Here is a 15,297-nt window from a genome sequence, read left to right on the forward strand (position 1 = left end):
CACGCCCTAAGGAAGCACCGTGACCGTACCCACGCCCCCCGCCACCGAGCACCCTCCCGTGCGCGCCCGCGCCCCCCGCGTCGGCCTGCTCGGCATCATGCAGCCGCTCTACGACGACATGATCCCCGGCATCACCGAGCACCAGGCGGCGTACGCGGCCCGGGTGGCCGAACGCCTCTCCGGCGTCGCCGAGTGGACCGTGGCCCCGCCGGTGCGCGGGCGCGCCGACGCCGAGGAGGCGATCCGCGGCTTCGAGGCCGCCGGACTCGACGGGGTCCTGGTCGTCATGCTCACCTACGGCCCCTCCCTGCGCGTCACCCGCGCGCTGGCCCGTACCCACCTGCCCCTGGCGCTGGCCAACATCCAGCCCGACCCTGCGGTCAGCCCGTCCTGGGACATGGACGACATGACCTACAACCAGGGCATCCACGGGGCCCAGGACACCGCCAACGCCATGGTGCGGGCGGGGCTGCCCTTCGAGGTCCTCACCGGCGAGTGGCAGAGCCCGGAGTTCGCCGCGCGCGTGGACCGCTGGGCGCGGGCGGCCCGCGCCGTCACCGCCCTGCGCGGGCTGCGGGTCGGCGTGTTCGGCTACCCCATGAACGGCATGGGCGACGCCAGGGTGGACGAGACCGCGCTGCTGCGCAGGCTCGGCCCCGAGGTCCACGTCATCGCGCCCGGAGCCCTGCACCGGACCATGGCCGACCTGCCCGAACAGGCCGTGCGCGACCTCATGGCCTGGGAGGACGGGGCCCTGGAGGTGGACGGCCGCCTGTCCGAGGAGGAGCGCGAGGACCACGCCCGCATGCAGCTGGGCATCGAACGGCTGCTGGAGGAGTCCGGGTGCGGCGCCTACTCCACCCACTTCGACGCGATCGGGGAGGACGGCCGCTTCGCCCGGCTGCCGATGGCCGCCGCCTCCACCCTGATGGCCCAGGGGTACGGGTTCGCCGGTGAGGGCGACGTCCTGGCCGCCTCGATCGTCTACGCCGGGCACCAGCTCGCCGGGGACGGCCACTTCACCGAGATGTACGCGATGGACTTCCCCAGCGACTCCATCCTCATGAGCCACATGGGCGAGGGGAACTGGAGGGTGGCCCGCGAGGACGAGCCCATCCGGCTGGTCAAGCGCCCGCTGGGCATCGGCGGCCTGGGCGACCCGCCCACCATCGTGTTCCGCTACCGGCCGGGCCCGGCCACCCTGGCCTCCCTGGTCGCCCTCGGCGGAGAGGAGTTCCGCCTGGTCGTGGCCGAGGGCGAGGTCATCGACGCCCCCGAACTGCCCTCCCTGGAGATGCCCTACGGCCAGTTCCGCCCCGAGACGGGTGTGCGGGCCTGCATGGACGCCTGGCTCCGCGCGGGCGGCACCCACCACATGGTCATGAACACCGGGGCGCGTGCGCAGGACTGGCGGGTCCTGTGCGAGCTGTCCGGAATCGAGTACGTCCGGGTCTGACCCGGACGCCGAGCGCCCCGGCGCGTCCACACCCCCCAGACGGAGGGCCCCGGGCGGTCCCTCCCGGCCCCCAGGCGCAAGGAGAACACCGTGCGCGACACCACCCCCCACCACCCCCCACCACACGTCGGGCCCGGTCGCCGGGCCCTGCTCACCGGCGCCCTGGCCGCGGCCGGACTGGCCGCCGCGGGCTGCGCGCCCCCCGACGCACTGCTGACCGGGGACACCCGCCTGCGGCAGTGGAACCTCTTCTCGGGCGGCGACGGCCTGCGGATGATCGAGATGCACGACGCCTACCGGGCCGAGCACCCGGAGGTCGACTTCCGGGCGACCACCTTCACCTGGGGCTCCCCCTTCTACACCAAGGTCGCGATGGGCGCGGCGGGAGGGCGCGGCGCCGACATCGCCACCGTGCACGTCTCCCGCCTGGAGAGCCTGGCCCCCGGGAGGCTGCTGGACCCGGTCGACCCGGCGCTGCTGGCCGAGGCCGGGATCGACGACACCGTGATCCCGCCCAACGTCTGGGAGAAGTGCTTCTTCGACGGGCAGCTGTACGCGGTCCCCATCGACACGCACGTCCTGATCCAGTACCACAACCTCGACGTGTGCCGCGAGGCCGGACTGCTCGACGCCGACGACCGGCTGGTCCAGGTCAGCGGGCTGGACGACTACATGGCCATGCTCCGCGAGATCAAGGCGGTCACCGGGGCCTACGGCCTGTCCGTCGACACCTGGCAGCCCTGGCCCAACTTCTGGGCGCTCTACCGCCAGCAGGACGGGGAACTCCTCCTGGGCGAGGACGACTTCACCATGGACGACGACAAGGCCCTGGCGGCCATGGAGGTCATGTACCGGCTCTCCGAGGAGGAGCTGGCGCCCCGCCACTCGATGCTGGCCGACACCGCGGCCAACCTCTCCAACGGCAGGGCCGGGCTGATGATCCACGGCAACTGGGAGATCCCGACGCTGGAGGCCGCCGGAACGGCCTTCTCGGCGTCCCAGTTCCCCGACGTCTTCGGCAACCGCCGCACCCGAGGCGACTCGCACTGCTACGTGTTCCCGCACCAGCGCGACCCCGACCCCGAGCGGATCCGGGCCGCCGTCGGATACGCCGCATGGATGCTGCGCCACAGCCTCACCTGGGCCGGGGGCGGCCACATCCCCGCCTACCGGCCCGTGGTCGAGAGCGCCGAGTACGAGGCGCTGCACCCCCAGTCCGCGTACCGCGAGGCGGCCGAGAACGTGCAGTTCGAGCCCGAGGCCTGGTTCAGCGGCTCGGCGGGGCGCCTCCAGGAGGAGGCCAACGGCCCGCTCACCACCCTCCACCAGGGGACCCAGACACCCGAACAGGCGCTGGAACAGCTCAAGGGAGCCATCCGCGACCTGCTGACCGTGCCGTCACCGGTGTGAGGGAGTCCGCCATGACCGCCCAGACCCCAGCGCCTCCCAGGACCGCGGCCTCCGGTCCCTCCGGCCGCGGCCCCGTGGACGTGCGCCGCAGGCCCGCCGTGTGGACCGGGCTGTGGTTCGTCCTGCCCTTCCTCGCCTTCTACCTGCTCTTCCTCCTGTGGCCCGCCCTCGTCGGGCTCGTCTACTCCTTCACCGACCGCAGCCTGGCCGGGGGGCCGGTCTCCTTCGTGGGACTGGACAACTGGCGGGAGAGCCTGACCGACCCCGACATGTGGGACGCGCTGTGGAACACCCTGTGGTTCACGGTGCTGAGCGTCCCCCTCATGGTCGCGCTGGCCCTGGCCCTCGCCCTGCTGACCGACCACGCCCGGCGCCTGGGGTGGTTCCTGAGGCTGTCGTTCTTCGCGCCGTTCGTGCTCCCGGTCGCGGTGATGACCCTCGTCTGGAACTGGATGTACAACCCCAGCCTGGGCCTGTTCAACGGCGTCCTGGGACAGCTCGGGCTGGACGGCGTCGAGTGGCTCTTCAGCGAGGACACGGCGATGCTCTCGGTCGTCGTCGCCACCGCGTGGTGGCAGGTCGGCTTCAACTACCTGCTCTACCTCGCGGCCATGCAGTCGATCCCCAAGGACGTGTACGAGGCCGCCGCCATCGACGGCGCGGGCGCCTGGCAGCGCGTCGGCCGGATCACCCTGCCCATGCTGGCGCGCACCACCGCGCTGATCACCGTGCTCCAGCTCATCGGCTCCCTGCGCGTGTTCGAGCAGATCTACCTCATGACCTCGGGCGGCCCGAACTTCGCCACCAGGACCGCGATCCAGTACATCTACGACTCCGGTTTCGTGGGCCTGCGCATCGGACTGGCCTCCTCGATGGCCTACGTCTTCATGGCCCTGGTCGTCGTCGCCTCCATAGCCCAGTTCCGCCTCTTCGCACGGAAGGAGGCCTGACCGGCCATGGCAGCCCCCACCGCCCCCGCCGCGCGGCGCGTCCACCGGCCCCGGCGCGCGCCCTCCCCCGGGACGATCGCCCTCTACACGGTCTCCGCCCTGGCCGGAGCCCTCTGGCTCGTCCCCCTCCTGTGGGCCTTCGCCACCTCGGTCAAACCCGAGGGCGAGACCACCGTCATGCCGCCCTCCTGGCTCACCGACAACGCCACCTTCGAGGCGTACGCCCTCGTGCTGGGGCGCGGGGACATCCTGCGCTGGACGGCGAACTCCCTCATCACCACGGCCATCGTCACCGCCCTCACCCTGGTGGTCTGCGTCCTGGCCGCCTACGGGTTCTCCCGCTTCGACTTCCGCGGCAGGCCGTGGCTGTTCACGCTCGTCATCGGCGGCATCCTCATCCCGCCGCAGACCCTGATCGTGCCGCAGTTCGTCCTGATGACCCAGCTCGGACTGGTGGACACCTACTGGGGTGTCGCGCTGCCGCAGGTGGTCGCGCCGGTGTTCGTGTTCATCCTCAAACGCTTCTTCGACGCCATCCCCCGCGAGTACGAGGACGCCGCCAGGATGGACGGCGCCGGAGCGCCGCGCGTCCTGTGGAACGTGATCCTGCCGCTGTCGAGGCCGGTCCTGGCCGCGGTCGGCATCTTCGCCTTCATCGGCGCCTGGAACAACTTCCTGTGGCCCTTCCTGGTCACGAACGACCCCGAGATGATGACGCTCACCGTCGGGCTGGGCACCGTGGCCGGACAGTACGGGGTCCAGTACGCCCAGGTCATGGCCTCGGCCGTGCTGGGAGCGGTCCCGCTGCTGGTCGTCTTCCTGCTCTTCCAGCGCCACATCGTCACCGGTGTGGCCGGAGCGGGCATCAAGGGCTGACCCCACCAACCACCCCGAGGAGAACGCATGCTCCGAGCCTCCGTCACCGTCGACCCGGCGGCCATCGTCTCCCCCGTGCACCGCCGCACCTTCGGCTCGTTCGTCGAGCACATGGGCCGCTGCGTCTACACCGGCATCTACGAACCCGGGCACCCGACGGCCGACGCCGACGGCTTCCGACGCGACGTCGCGGACCTGGTCCGGGAACTGGGCGTCACCACCGTGCGCTACCCGGGCGGCAACTTCGTGTCCGGGTACCGGTGGGAGGACGGCGTCGGCCCCCGGGACCGCCGACCGGTCCGCCGCGACCTGGCCTGGCACAGCATCGAGACCAACCAGTTCGGCCTCGACGAGTTCACCGCCTGGTGCCGCGGCCTGGACATCGAGCCGATGATGGCGGTCAACCTCGGCACCCGCGGCCTGGCCGAGGCCCTGGACCTGCTGGAGTACTGCAACCACCCCGGCGGCACCCACCTGTCCGACCAGCGCGCCGCCAACGGGCACCCCGAACCGCACGGCATCCGCATGTGGTGCCTGGGCAACGAGATGGACGGCCCCTGGCAGATCGGCCACCTCGACGCGCGCTCCTACGGACGCAAGGCCGGGCAGGTGGCGCGCGCCATGAGGATGGCCGACCGCGACCTCGAACTGGTCGTCTGCGGCAGCTCCGGATCGGCCATGCCCACCTTCGGCCAGTGGGAGGCCACCGTCCTGGAGGAGACCTACGACGCGGTGGACCACATCTCGCTGCACGCGTACTACGAGGAGCGCGACGGGGACCTGGCCGACTTCCTCGGCTCGTCGACCGACATGGACCGCTTCATCGACTCCGTCGTCTCCACCGCCGACGCCGTCGGCGCGCGCCTGCGCGACCCCAAACGCATCCAGCTCTCCTTCGACGAGTGGAACGTGTGGTACCTGAGCCGCCACCAGGCCCGGGCCGCCGCGCAGCCCGCAGACGACTGGCAGGTGGCGCCCCGCGTCATCGAGGACCGCTACAGCGTCGCCGACGCCGTCGTCGTGGGCAACATGCTCATCAGCCTGCTCCGGCACGGCGACCGGGTCACCGCCGCCAGCCAGGCCCAGCTCGTCAACGTCATCGCGCCGATCATGACCGAGCCCGGCGGCCCCGCGTGGCGCCAGACCGTCTTCCACCCCTTCGCCCTGACCGCTCGGGCCGCACGGGGCCGGGTGCTGCACACCGGCGTCACCGCGCCCCGGTACACGACCGCCAGCCACGGCGAGATCCCGCTCCTGGACGCCGTCGTCACCTTCGACGAGGAGGAGGGCACCGCGTCGCTGTTCGCGGTCAACCGCTCCACCGACCAGCACCTCGCCCTCGACGCCGACCTGCGCGGCCTGGCCCCGACGGCCGTCACGGACGCCCGGACCCTCAGCGACGAGGACCCCTACGCCCACAACACCATGGACGCCCCCGACCGGGTCGTCCCGCGACCGGCCGGGGGCGTGACCCTGGACGGCGGCAGGCTCTCCGCCGTCCTGCCCCCCGTGTCCTGGTCCGTCATCACCCTCTCGACCAGTCGGAACTGACCGGAACCCCGGTGCGCGTCCGCGCCCGGACCACGCCCAGAAAGGCGAACGCATGACCCCCCATCCCCGACGCACACCCCTCCTGGCCGCCGCACTGTGCGGCACACTCCTGCTCACCGCCTGCGGAGGCGTCGGCGACGCCGCGCGGCCCGAGGGCGAGGCCGGCGTCGTCGGCATCGCCATGCCCACCCAGTCCTCCGAGCGCTGGATCAACGACGGCGAGAACATGGTCGCCGAGTTCGAGGCCCGCGGCTTCGGCACCGACCTCCAGTACGGCGAGGACGTCGTGGAGGACCAGGTCTCCCAGATCGAGAACATGATCACCCGGGGCGCCGACGTCCTGGTCATCGCCTCCATCGACGGCGAGGCCCTCGGCGACGTGCTCGACATGGCCGCCTCCAGCGACATCCCCGTCATCGCCTACGACCGCCTCATCCTCGGCAGCGAGCACGTCGACTACTACGCCACCTTCGACAACTTCCAGGTGGGCGTCCTCCAGGGTGAGTACATCGTGCGAGCCCTCGACCTGGAGAACGAGGAGGGTCCCTTCAACATCGAGCTGTTCGGCGGCTCGCCCAACGACAACAACTCCTCCTACTTCCTCGACGGGGCGATGTCGGTGCTCCAGCCCCACATCGACGACGGCCGCCTCGTCGTCCGCAGCGGCCAGACCTCCATGGAGCAGATCGCCACCCAGGAGTGGTCCGGCGCCGTCGCCCAGGACCGCATGGACAACCTGCTCAGCGCCCACTACTCCGAGGAGGAGGTGCACGCGGTCCTGTCGCCCTACGACGGCATGAGCCTCGGCGTGATCGAGTCCCTGCGCGCCGTCGGCTACGGCACCGAGGACCGGCCGCTGCCCGTCATCACCGGCCAGGACGCCGAGGCCGCCTCGGTCCGGTCCATCATCGCCGGGGAGCAGACCCAGACCGTCTTCAAGGACATCCGGACCCTGGCCACCCAGACCGTGGACATGGTCGAGGCCCTGGTACAGGGTGAGGAGGTCCCGGTCAACGACACCGAGAGCTACGACAACGGGGTCAAGGTCGTCCCCTCCTACCTGCTCGACCCCGTCTCGGTGGACGCCGACAACTACCACGAGGTCCTGGTCGAGAGCGGCTACTACGAGGAGTCCGAGCTCCAGTGACGACGGAGGAGAGGCGGCCAGCCCCCGGCGGGCCGCTCCTGACGATGCGCGACATCCGCAAGGACTTCCCCGGCGTGCGGGCCCTGGACGGGGTGTCGCTGACCGTCGGCCACGGCCGCGTCCACGCCCTGATGGGGGAGAACGGCGCGGGCAAGTCGACGCTGATGAAGGTGCTCAGCGGGGTCCACCCCACGGGTTCCCACGGCGGCGAGATCCTCATGGACGGACAGCCCTGCTCCTTCTCCGGCGTGGCCGACAGCGAGCGCGCGGGCATCGCCATCATCCACCAGGAACTCGCCCTCATCCCGCAGCTGTCCATCAGCGAGAACGTCTTCCTCGGCCACGAACAGGCCCGCTACGGCGTCCTGGACTGGGGCGCCACCCACGCCCGGGCCCGCGAACTCCTGCGCCGGGTCGGCCTGGACGAGAACCCGGCCACGCCCGTCTCGGCGCTGAGCGTGGGCGCCAGACAGCTCGTGGAGATCGCCAAGGCCCTGGCCAAACGGGTGCGGCTGCTCATCCTGGACGAGCCCACCTCCGCGCTGAACGAGGCGGAGAGCACCCGGCTGCTCGAACTCCTCCTGGACCTGCGCGACCAGGGCGTCACGTGCATCCTCATCTCGCACAAGCTCGGCGAGGTGGTGCGCGTGTGCGACGAGGTCACTATCCTGCGCGACGGCCGCGCCGTCGAGACCCTCGCCGTGGAGCGCGACGCCGACGGCAACCCCTCGATCGACGAGGACCGCATCATCCGCGGGATGGTCGGCCGCGCTCTGGACCAGCGCCACCCCCCGCGCACCGGCGAGGTCGGCCGGGTGCGCTTCGAGGTCCGCGACTGGACGGTGGACCACCCCACCCAGGCCGGACGGCGCGTGGTGGACGGGGTCGACCTGACCCTGCGCGCCGGGGAGGTCGTGGGCATGGCCGGCCTCATGGGCGCCGGGCGCACCGAGTTCGCGATGAACCTGTTCGGCCGCTCCTACGGGCGCCGCGTCCGCGGCACCCTGCTCAAGGACGGCGCCGAACTCGCGACCGCCAGCGTCGCCGACGCCATCCGCGGCGGTCTCGCCTACGTGCCCGAGGACCGCAAGACCCTCGGCCTGCTCCTCGACGACGACATCCGCCACAACACCACGCTGGCGGCCCTGGACCGCGTGTCCGCGCGCGGCGTCCTCGACCCCGGCCTGGAGGTGGTGGAGGCCGCCCGGATGAGCCAGAGCATGCGGGTCAGGAGCCAGGGCCCCGCCCAGACCGTGCGCACCCTCAGCGGCGGCAACCAGCAGAAGGTCGTCCTGGGCAAGTGGATGTTCACCCGACCCGAGCTGCTGATCCTCGACGAGCCCACCCGCGGCATCGACGTCGGCGCCAAGTACGAGATCTACCTCATCGTCCGCCGCCTGGCCGCGGAGGGCGCCTGCGTGCTGCTGATCTCCTCCGAACTCCCCGAGATCCTCGGCATGTGCGACCGGATCTACACGATGTGCGAGGGGCGCATCACCGGAGAGGTCCCCGGTGAGGGGGCCGACCAGGAAACCCTCATGAGACTGATGACGCGAACCGGGGGACACCCGTGAAAGAGCCCACCGCAACCTCCCGACTCTCCCGGCTCGGCGGCGCGCTGACCCGCGGCAACTCCCGCCAGTACGGCATGGCCGCCGCCCTGGTGGCCATCATCGTGCTGTTCCAGATCCTCACCGGGGGCCTGCTCCTCACCCCGCTCAACGTCACCAACCTGATCATGCAGAACTCCTACATCCTGATCCTGGCGATCGGGATGATGCTGGTCATCGTCACCGGCCACATCGACCTCTCGGTCGGCTCGGTGGTGGCCTTCACCGGCGCGGTGTCGGCGATCATGCTCACCTCCTGGGGGCTGCCCACGGTCGTGGTCGTGCCCGTCGCCCTGCTGCTCGGCGCGCTCATCGGCGCCTGGCAGGGCTTCTGGGTGGCCTACGTGCGGGTCCCGGCGTTCATCGTCACCCTCGCCGGGATGCTCGTCTTCCGCGGCGCGACCCTGGCCGTCCTGGGCGGGGAGTCCGTGGCGCCGCTGCCGCCCTCCCTGCGCGACATCGCCAGCGGGTTCCTGCCCTGGCAGGCCGGGGACGGCCTCCACCTGCCCACCCTGCTGCTGGGCGCGGCGGGGGCCGCCGCCCTGGTGTGGATCCAGTGGCGCTCGCGGTCCCGCTCGCTCGGGTACGGGCTCCCGGTCCAGTCCGCGCCGGTCACCGCCGCCTCCTCGGCCGTGATCGTCGCGGCCATCCTGGCGTTCACCTACGTGCTCGCCGACTACAACGGGCTGCCCGTCGTGGGCGTGCTGCTCGTCGCGCTCATCGCCGGGTACTCGTTCGTCATGCGCTCCACGACCATGGGCAGGCGGGTCTACGCCGTCGGCGGCAGCGAGCAGGCCGCCGCGCTGTCGGGGATCCGCACCCAGCGCACCACGTTCTGGGTGTTCGTCAACATGGGCGTGCTCTCGGCGCTGGCCGGACTCGTCTTCACCGCCCGGCTCAACGCCGCCACGACCGGCGCCGGGACCATGTTCGAACTCGACGCCATCGCCGCGGCCTTCATCGGCGGCGCCTCCGCCTCCGGGGGCGTGGGCACCGTCGTCGGAGCCGTCGTCGGCGCCCTGGTCATGGGCGTGCTCAACAACGGCATGTCCCTGATCGGCCTGGGCGTGGACTGGCAGCAGCTCATCAAGGGACTGGTGCTGCTCCTGGCGGTCGCCTTCGACATCTACAACAAACGCCGCGTCAGCGCCGGGCCCGTCACCGTCCCGGTCCCCCCGCCCTCCTCCGGGGCGGGCCGGGGCGGGGACGGGGCCCAGGGCCCGCCGCCCACGGCGGACCGGGCCCGGGCCTCCTCCTGAGGAGACCGCCTCCGGGAGGTCCGGGGCCCTACTGGTATCCCCGGATCTCCCGGAAGACCTGCTCCAGGTCCTGCTCGCGGGCGTCGAACACCCGGCCGCCCGTCAGCTCCGCCAGCTCGGTCATCTCCGGCACGTCCGACTCGCCGAACAGCACCGTGAACACCGGCACCCGCGCCACCGGCTCCGAACGCGCGGCCAGCGACTCCCGGAAGCCCTCCAGCCCCACGCCCCGGTTCACCTCGCCGTCGGTCATCAGCACCACCGACATCAGGGGGTCGCCGTCCGAGCCCGTGTCGCTCTCCAACAGCTCGTACGCCCGCACCAGGGCGTCGTAGGCGGCCGTGTCGCCCTCGGCCTCCAGCCCCTCCACCGCCGCGGACAGGTCCGCGTTGACCTCGTCCACCGAACCCGGCTCCACCACGAAGGTCCGCGGGTCGGCGGGCCACGTGGAAAACGGCAGCAGCGTCACCACCTCCCGCTCCTGGAAGGCCTGCGTGCTCCGGGCCAGCGAACCGCCGTCCGCGCCGGTCAGCGCGCCCAGGGCCGACTGGAGCTCGGCGAGCCGGCCGCCCTCCATCGACCCCGACACGTCCAGCGCGTACACGGTGCGCGCCGGACGGCGCAGCGAGGCCGAGTAGTCCGCCACCAGGCCGTCCACCACCTCCCGGCTCGCCGGGAACGGCAGCTCCACCAGCGGGGGCACCGGCGGGGACAGCTCGGCCCCGGCCGTGACCGGGCGCCGCCACGTCCGGTCGGCGATCTGCTGCTGCGTCTCCTCCGACGTCAGGTCCCCCACCAGCCGCTCGTACCCGTCCAACGCCTGCTCGGAGGGGTCCGACAGCAGCGTCAGCGGGTAGTCGGCCGTCACCACGCCGTCGGCCGGGTACACGACCGTCAGGGGCTCCTCCAGCGCGCCGGAGGCGTTCAGCGACAGGATCACCGACTCGTAGTTGACCAGCCCGTCCACCGGCCTGCCGCTCTCCGCGCGCCGCACGAACGCGTCCGTGAGCCACCCCGACGACCCCGCCGTCACCTCCTGGCCCGCGAAGAACTCCGCCAGCTCCGGCCCCACCCGCTCCACGTCCTCCGACCTCAGAGCCGCGCCCGTGTCGGCCAACGCCGAGGCCACCCCGATCAGCGCGGAGAAACCCGAGTTGGAGGCGCCCGGGTTGGTCATCCCGTAAATCAACTCTTCTTCTACGACCGCCCGGTGCACGTCCGACCAGGTCACCTCCGCGCCCCCGTCCCAGCCCAGCTCCCGCGCGCGGTCGGCGGCCACGCCCAGCACCACGGGGGAGACCATGACCGGCGTCTCCTCGTGCACCGCCGACCGGCCGTCGCCGTCCAGGTTGAGGTAGCGGTTGGAGGCGAACCACACCGCGTCGTACTCCCCGCCCTCGCCCTGCCGGTCACCCGCGGCGATCCGGGCCATGCCGTCCAGCGTGCCGGTGTACTCCAGCTCCACCGTCACCCCGGTGCGCTCCCCGGCCTCCTCCAGCAGCGGCTCCAGGTCGGCGACCTCGCTCCCGGCCAGGATCCGCAGCGTCACGTCCGGGTCCGCCCCCGGGGCGGAGCAGCCCGTCGCCGTCAGGGCCGCCGCGAGCACCGCCGCGCACGCGCCGCGGACCCCGCGTCCCCCGCGGATCCTCCCGGTTCCCGTTCCAGCCGCCATCGCCGTCCCGCCTCCGTGTCCGCCCGCCATGCCCTAGCTCCCGCCCCCGGCGCCGTGCACCGACGCGTCGGGGGCGGGCGGGCGCATCCCGTTGCTGCTGTAGGAGTCCTCGATCCCCGTCAGCAGGGCCTCCAGGACCTCGTAGGTGGGCGTGTTCACCACGTCCGCGACCCGGGTGCGCACCGGCAGCCCGTGCTCGGCCACCAGGTCCTCGAACCGGGTGCCGCCCTCGGTGCGGAACCCGTGCGCGGCGGCCAGCTCCTGGAGCCGCGGGTCCTCGGTGAGGAGGCGGCCGACCGCGTCGCCCTCCTCCGTGAACGGCACGACGGTGTGCACCGCGTACACGGTCGGCCCGGGGTAGAGCACCACCGCGTCGTCGGCCAGCGCGGGCCCGTTGACCACCGCGTCCACGTACTGCGCCTCGTAGGCCCACAGCAGCGGAGTGTGCCCCGACCCCAGGTCGCGGTACTGGTCGAAGGGCTGCTGGGAGGACTCCGGCGGCTGGCCCTGGGCCAGGAACAGGCGCGACAGCGTCCGGGTGAGCTCCTCGTCCACCCCGCCCGGCGCCACCACCTCCTCACCGTTGAGCAGGTAGGACAGGGCCGCCACGTGCATCGCCGCCGAGTTGGAGGTGCGCGGGTCGGTGGTGCGCACCAGCACCTCGTTGCGGTTGCTGGAGCTGACCGCGTCCCCGGGCAGGTCCCGCCAGCGGGTGCGCTCCTCGGTCAGCTCCAGGTAGGCGGCCAGGTCCAGCGACCACGTGCCGTCCCCGGCCTGTTCGGCGACCCCGGCGCCCTCCAGGGCGTCCACCATCGGCTGGTAGCTCAGCAGCACCATCGGGGTGCTGAAGGGCCGGTACTCGGCGGAGATCCCGTGCCGCTCGCGCACGTGCTCGGAGGCCGGGCCCGAGCCGGGGGAGACGAAGTCGGCGCCCTCGGCGTCCTCGGCCATCAGGCGCGAGCCCCGGGGGCGCACCCGCACCTCGTACCCGAGTTCGGCGAAGCGCTCCACGACCCGCTCGTCCCCGAACAGCTCCACCTTCTCCGAGCCGACCACGCCCTCCACGAGGACCGTGCCGCCGCCGGTCAGGCGGTTGACCACGACGAAGCCGAGCGCCACGGCCAGAACCACCGCGATGACCGAGGCGACCACGACGAACCAGAAAGCGCCGCGGCCGGACGTGTGGGGGAGTCCGCGCACCTGTGCCGAGCCTCCTCGGGGAACCGGTCATCGGGGGAGCCCGATGATCCCAGGGCCCGCGGGCGCGGAGCCGACCGGCAGGTGGCCGTCCGGTGGCGCGGCGGGAAACCCCGGCGCCGGGGCCGGAGGCGGGCCCGGGAACGGGCGGGACCGCGGAACGGACTGCGGACGGCGGTCGCGGCGTCGGCGGGGCGAACTACCCTGGAGACCGTGGCAGGCCGGATCAGAGACGAAGACATCGCCCTCGTACGCGAGCGCGCGCCCATCGCCGACGTGATCGGCGAGTACCTCCAGCTCCGCAACGCCGGGGGCGGGTCGCTCAAGGGCCTGTGCCCCTTCCACGACGAGAAGTCCCCCTCCTTCAACGTCACCCCCTCCAAAAATCTCTGGTACTGCTTCGGCTGCGGAGAGGGCGGGGACACCATCTCCTTCCTCCAGAGGATCGACAGCCTCAGCTTCACCGAGGCCGTCGAGACGCTCGCCCGCCAGGCCGGCATCACCCTGCGCTACGAGGAGGGCGGGCGCAGCGCCGCCAGGCACGACACCGGCAAGCGCCAGCGCCTGCTCGACGCCCACCGCGCCGCCGCCGAGTTCTACGCCGAACAGCTCCTCTCCCCGGGCGCGGTCACCGCCCGGCGCTTCCTGGACGAGCGAGGGTTCAACCGCGCGCACGCCGAGCACTTCGGCCTCGGCTACGCCCCCGCCGGATGGGAGAACCTCACCGCGCACCTGCGCCGCAAGGGCTTCACCGACGCCGAACTGGTCGAGGGCGGCCTGGCCAGCCAGGGGCGGCGCGGTGCCTACGACCGCTTCCGCAACCGGCTGCTGTGGCCCATCCGCGAGGTCACCGGCGAGGTGGTCGGGTTCGGCGCCCGCAAACTCGATCCCGAGGAGGACGGGCCCAAGTACCTCAACTCCCCCGAGAGCCCCGTCTTCCACAAGGGGCGGCTGCTGTACGGGCTCGACCTGGCCAAGCGCAACATCGCCCGGGAGGGCAAGGCGGTCATCGTCGAGGGCTACACCGACGTCATGGCCTGCCACCTCGCCGGGGAGGACACCGCCGTGGCCACCTGCGGCACCTCCTTCGGCGAGGACCACGTCAAGATCCTGCGCCGCATGCTGCTGGGCCGCACAGGACAGAGCGGCAGGGTCGTGTTCACCTTCGACGGCGACAAGGCGGGCCAGAAGGCGGCCGTGCGCGCCTTCGCCGAGGAGCACGGGTTCGCCTCCGAGACCTTCGTCGCCGTGCAGCCCGACGGGCTCGACCCCTGCGACCTGCGCCTCCAGCACGGGCCGCAGGCCGTGGTCGACCTCGTCAAGGACGCCGCCCCGCTGTACGAGTTCATGATCCGCAACGTCATGGAGAGCTACGACCTGTCCACCCCCGAGGGCAGGATGGCCGCCCTGGACGCCGCCGCCCCGGTGGTCGCGAGCATCCGCGACGAGGGCGTGCGCCGCGACTACGGCAGGAACCTGGACCGCTGGATCGGCATCCTGGACGAGGCCTTCGTGCTGCGCCGGGTCAACCAGCACATGCGCGGCGCCCGGGGCCGCGGTCCCGGGCCGCGGACGGCCCCCGCGCGGCCCGTGCCCACCCCGGACGCGCAGGAGGCGCCCTACAACCTGGGCGACCCCTCGGTGCAGCGCGAGCGCCAGGCGCTCAAGATCGCCCTGCAGTTCCCCTCACTGGCCGTGGGCTTCGACGCGTTCACCGAGGAGGACTTCACCGTCCCCCAGCACCGCGCGGTGCTGGGGCTCATCACCGCCGCGGGCGGGGTGGCCGCCGCGCACGACCCCGCCGCGTGGGTGAACGGCCTGCGCGAGGCCGCCCCCAATGACACACAGCGTGATTTCCTCACCCGTTTGGTGGTGGAACAGCTGGAGTTCTACGGAGAACTCGACGAGCATTACGCCTGGCAAATACTGGGCACAGTCAAGACTCATTCCATCAACCGGCGCGAGTCAAACCTGAGATCGGAACTGTCCCGCCTGGAGGGAACTCCCCAGGTGGAGGAACAACAACGGCTGCTGACCGAACTCATGGCGCTCCAACAGCAAAAACGCGCTCTCCAGGAGATGTGACGGGGCACTATGTAGCACCGGGGTGACAATAGTAGTTCTCCCTTCCAGGGTGCCCGAAAGGGCACAATGGGCGGGTGGCTCCAA

General features: G+C 72.0%; 11 protein-coding genes. 9 read left to right on the forward strand and 2 right to left on the reverse strand.

From position 1 onward, the window contains the following. The first annotated feature begins 19 nt into the window (after positions 1 to 19). The 8 genes from UIS43_RS25500 to mmsB all read left to right on the forward strand — a co-directional run bounded on the left by UIS43_RS25500 (position 20) and on the right by mmsB (position 10,259). Positions 20 to 1,456, forward strand: coding sequence for an L-fucose/L-arabinose isomerase family protein (locus UIS43_RS25500; protein WP_013151803.1), 1,437 nt, complete (start codon positions 20 to 22; stop codon positions 1,454 to 1,456). 90 nt (positions 1,457 to 1,546) lie between these two features. Further along, the gene (locus UIS43_RS25505; RefSeq protein ID WP_013151804.1) at positions 1,547 to 2,866 is read left to right on the forward strand and encodes an extracellular solute-binding protein; all 1,320 of its coding nucleotides are present in this window, start codon (positions 1,547 to 1,549) and stop codon (positions 2,864 to 2,866) included. Positions 2,867 to 2,877: 11 nt separating this feature from the next. Then, a complete protein-coding gene (locus tag UIS43_RS25510) occupies positions 2,878 to 3,816 on the forward strand; it encodes a carbohydrate ABC transporter permease (protein ID WP_013151805.1) in 939 nt (312 codons plus the stop codon). A 6-nt stretch (positions 3,817 to 3,822) separates the two neighbouring features. Continuing rightward, positions 3,823 to 4,692 carry a carbohydrate ABC transporter permease gene (locus UIS43_RS25515; RefSeq protein ID WP_013151806.1) on the forward strand — a complete coding sequence of 290 codons (870 nt, stop codon included), beginning with the start codon at positions 3,823 to 3,825 and terminating at the stop codon, positions 4,690 to 4,692. A 27-nt stretch (positions 4,693 to 4,719) separates the two neighbouring features. Then, positions 4,720 to 6,243 (forward strand): alpha-N-arabinofuranosidase, encoded by a 1,524-nt coding sequence (locus UIS43_RS25520; protein WP_071621585.1) that lies wholly within the window; start codon positions 4,720 to 4,722, stop codon positions 6,241 to 6,243. Positions 6,244 to 6,295: 52 nt separating this feature from the next. After that, positions 6,296 to 7,390: a multiple monosaccharide ABC transporter substrate-binding protein gene (gene chvE / locus UIS43_RS25525; RefSeq protein WP_013151808.1), complete on the forward strand. Its 1,095-nt coding sequence runs from the start codon at positions 6,296 to 6,298 to the stop codon at positions 7,388 to 7,390. 44 nt (positions 7,391 to 7,434) lie between these two features. Continuing rightward, positions 7,435 to 8,964, forward strand: coding sequence for a sugar ABC transporter ATP-binding protein (locus UIS43_RS25530; protein WP_086000751.1), 1,530 nt, complete (start codon positions 7,435 to 7,437; stop codon positions 8,962 to 8,964). Continuing rightward, a complete protein-coding gene (mmsB, locus tag UIS43_RS25535) occupies positions 8,961 to 10,259 on the forward strand; it encodes a multiple monosaccharide ABC transporter permease (RefSeq protein WP_013151810.1) in 1,299 nt (432 codons plus the stop codon). Before UIS43_RS25530 ends, mmsB begins: the two co-directional genes overlap by 4 nt. 28 nt (positions 10,260 to 10,287) lie before the next feature. On the opposite strand, the gene UIS43_RS25540 is transcribed toward mmsB, so the two are convergent. Beyond that, positions 10,288 to 11,931, reverse strand: a complete 1,644-nt coding sequence (locus UIS43_RS25540; protein ID WP_370011943.1) for a substrate-binding domain-containing protein — start codon at positions 11,929 to 11,931, stop codon at positions 10,288 to 10,290. A gap of 33 nt (positions 11,932 to 11,964) precedes the next feature. Further along, positions 11,965 to 13,131, reverse strand: a complete 1,167-nt coding sequence (locus UIS43_RS25545; RefSeq protein ID WP_370011944.1) for a hypothetical protein — start codon at positions 13,129 to 13,131, stop codon at positions 11,965 to 11,967. A gap of 210 nt (positions 13,132 to 13,341) precedes the next feature. Here UIS43_RS25545 and dnaG point away from each other — a divergent pair, with 210 nt between their 5' ends. Next, positions 13,342 to 15,213 carry a DNA primase gene (dnaG, locus tag UIS43_RS25550; protein WP_370011945.1) on the forward strand — a complete coding sequence of 624 codons (1,872 nt, stop codon included), beginning with the start codon at positions 13,342 to 13,344 and terminating at the stop codon, positions 15,211 to 15,213. Positions 15,214 to 15,297: the final 84 nt, after the last annotated feature.

Origin of the sequence: Nocardiopsis sp. LDBS0036 (assembly GCF_041228755.1) — a bacterium.
In the GTDB taxonomy this organism is placed as follows: domain Bacteria; phylum Actinomycetota; class Actinomycetes; order Streptosporangiales; family Streptosporangiaceae; genus Nocardiopsis; species Nocardiopsis dassonvillei.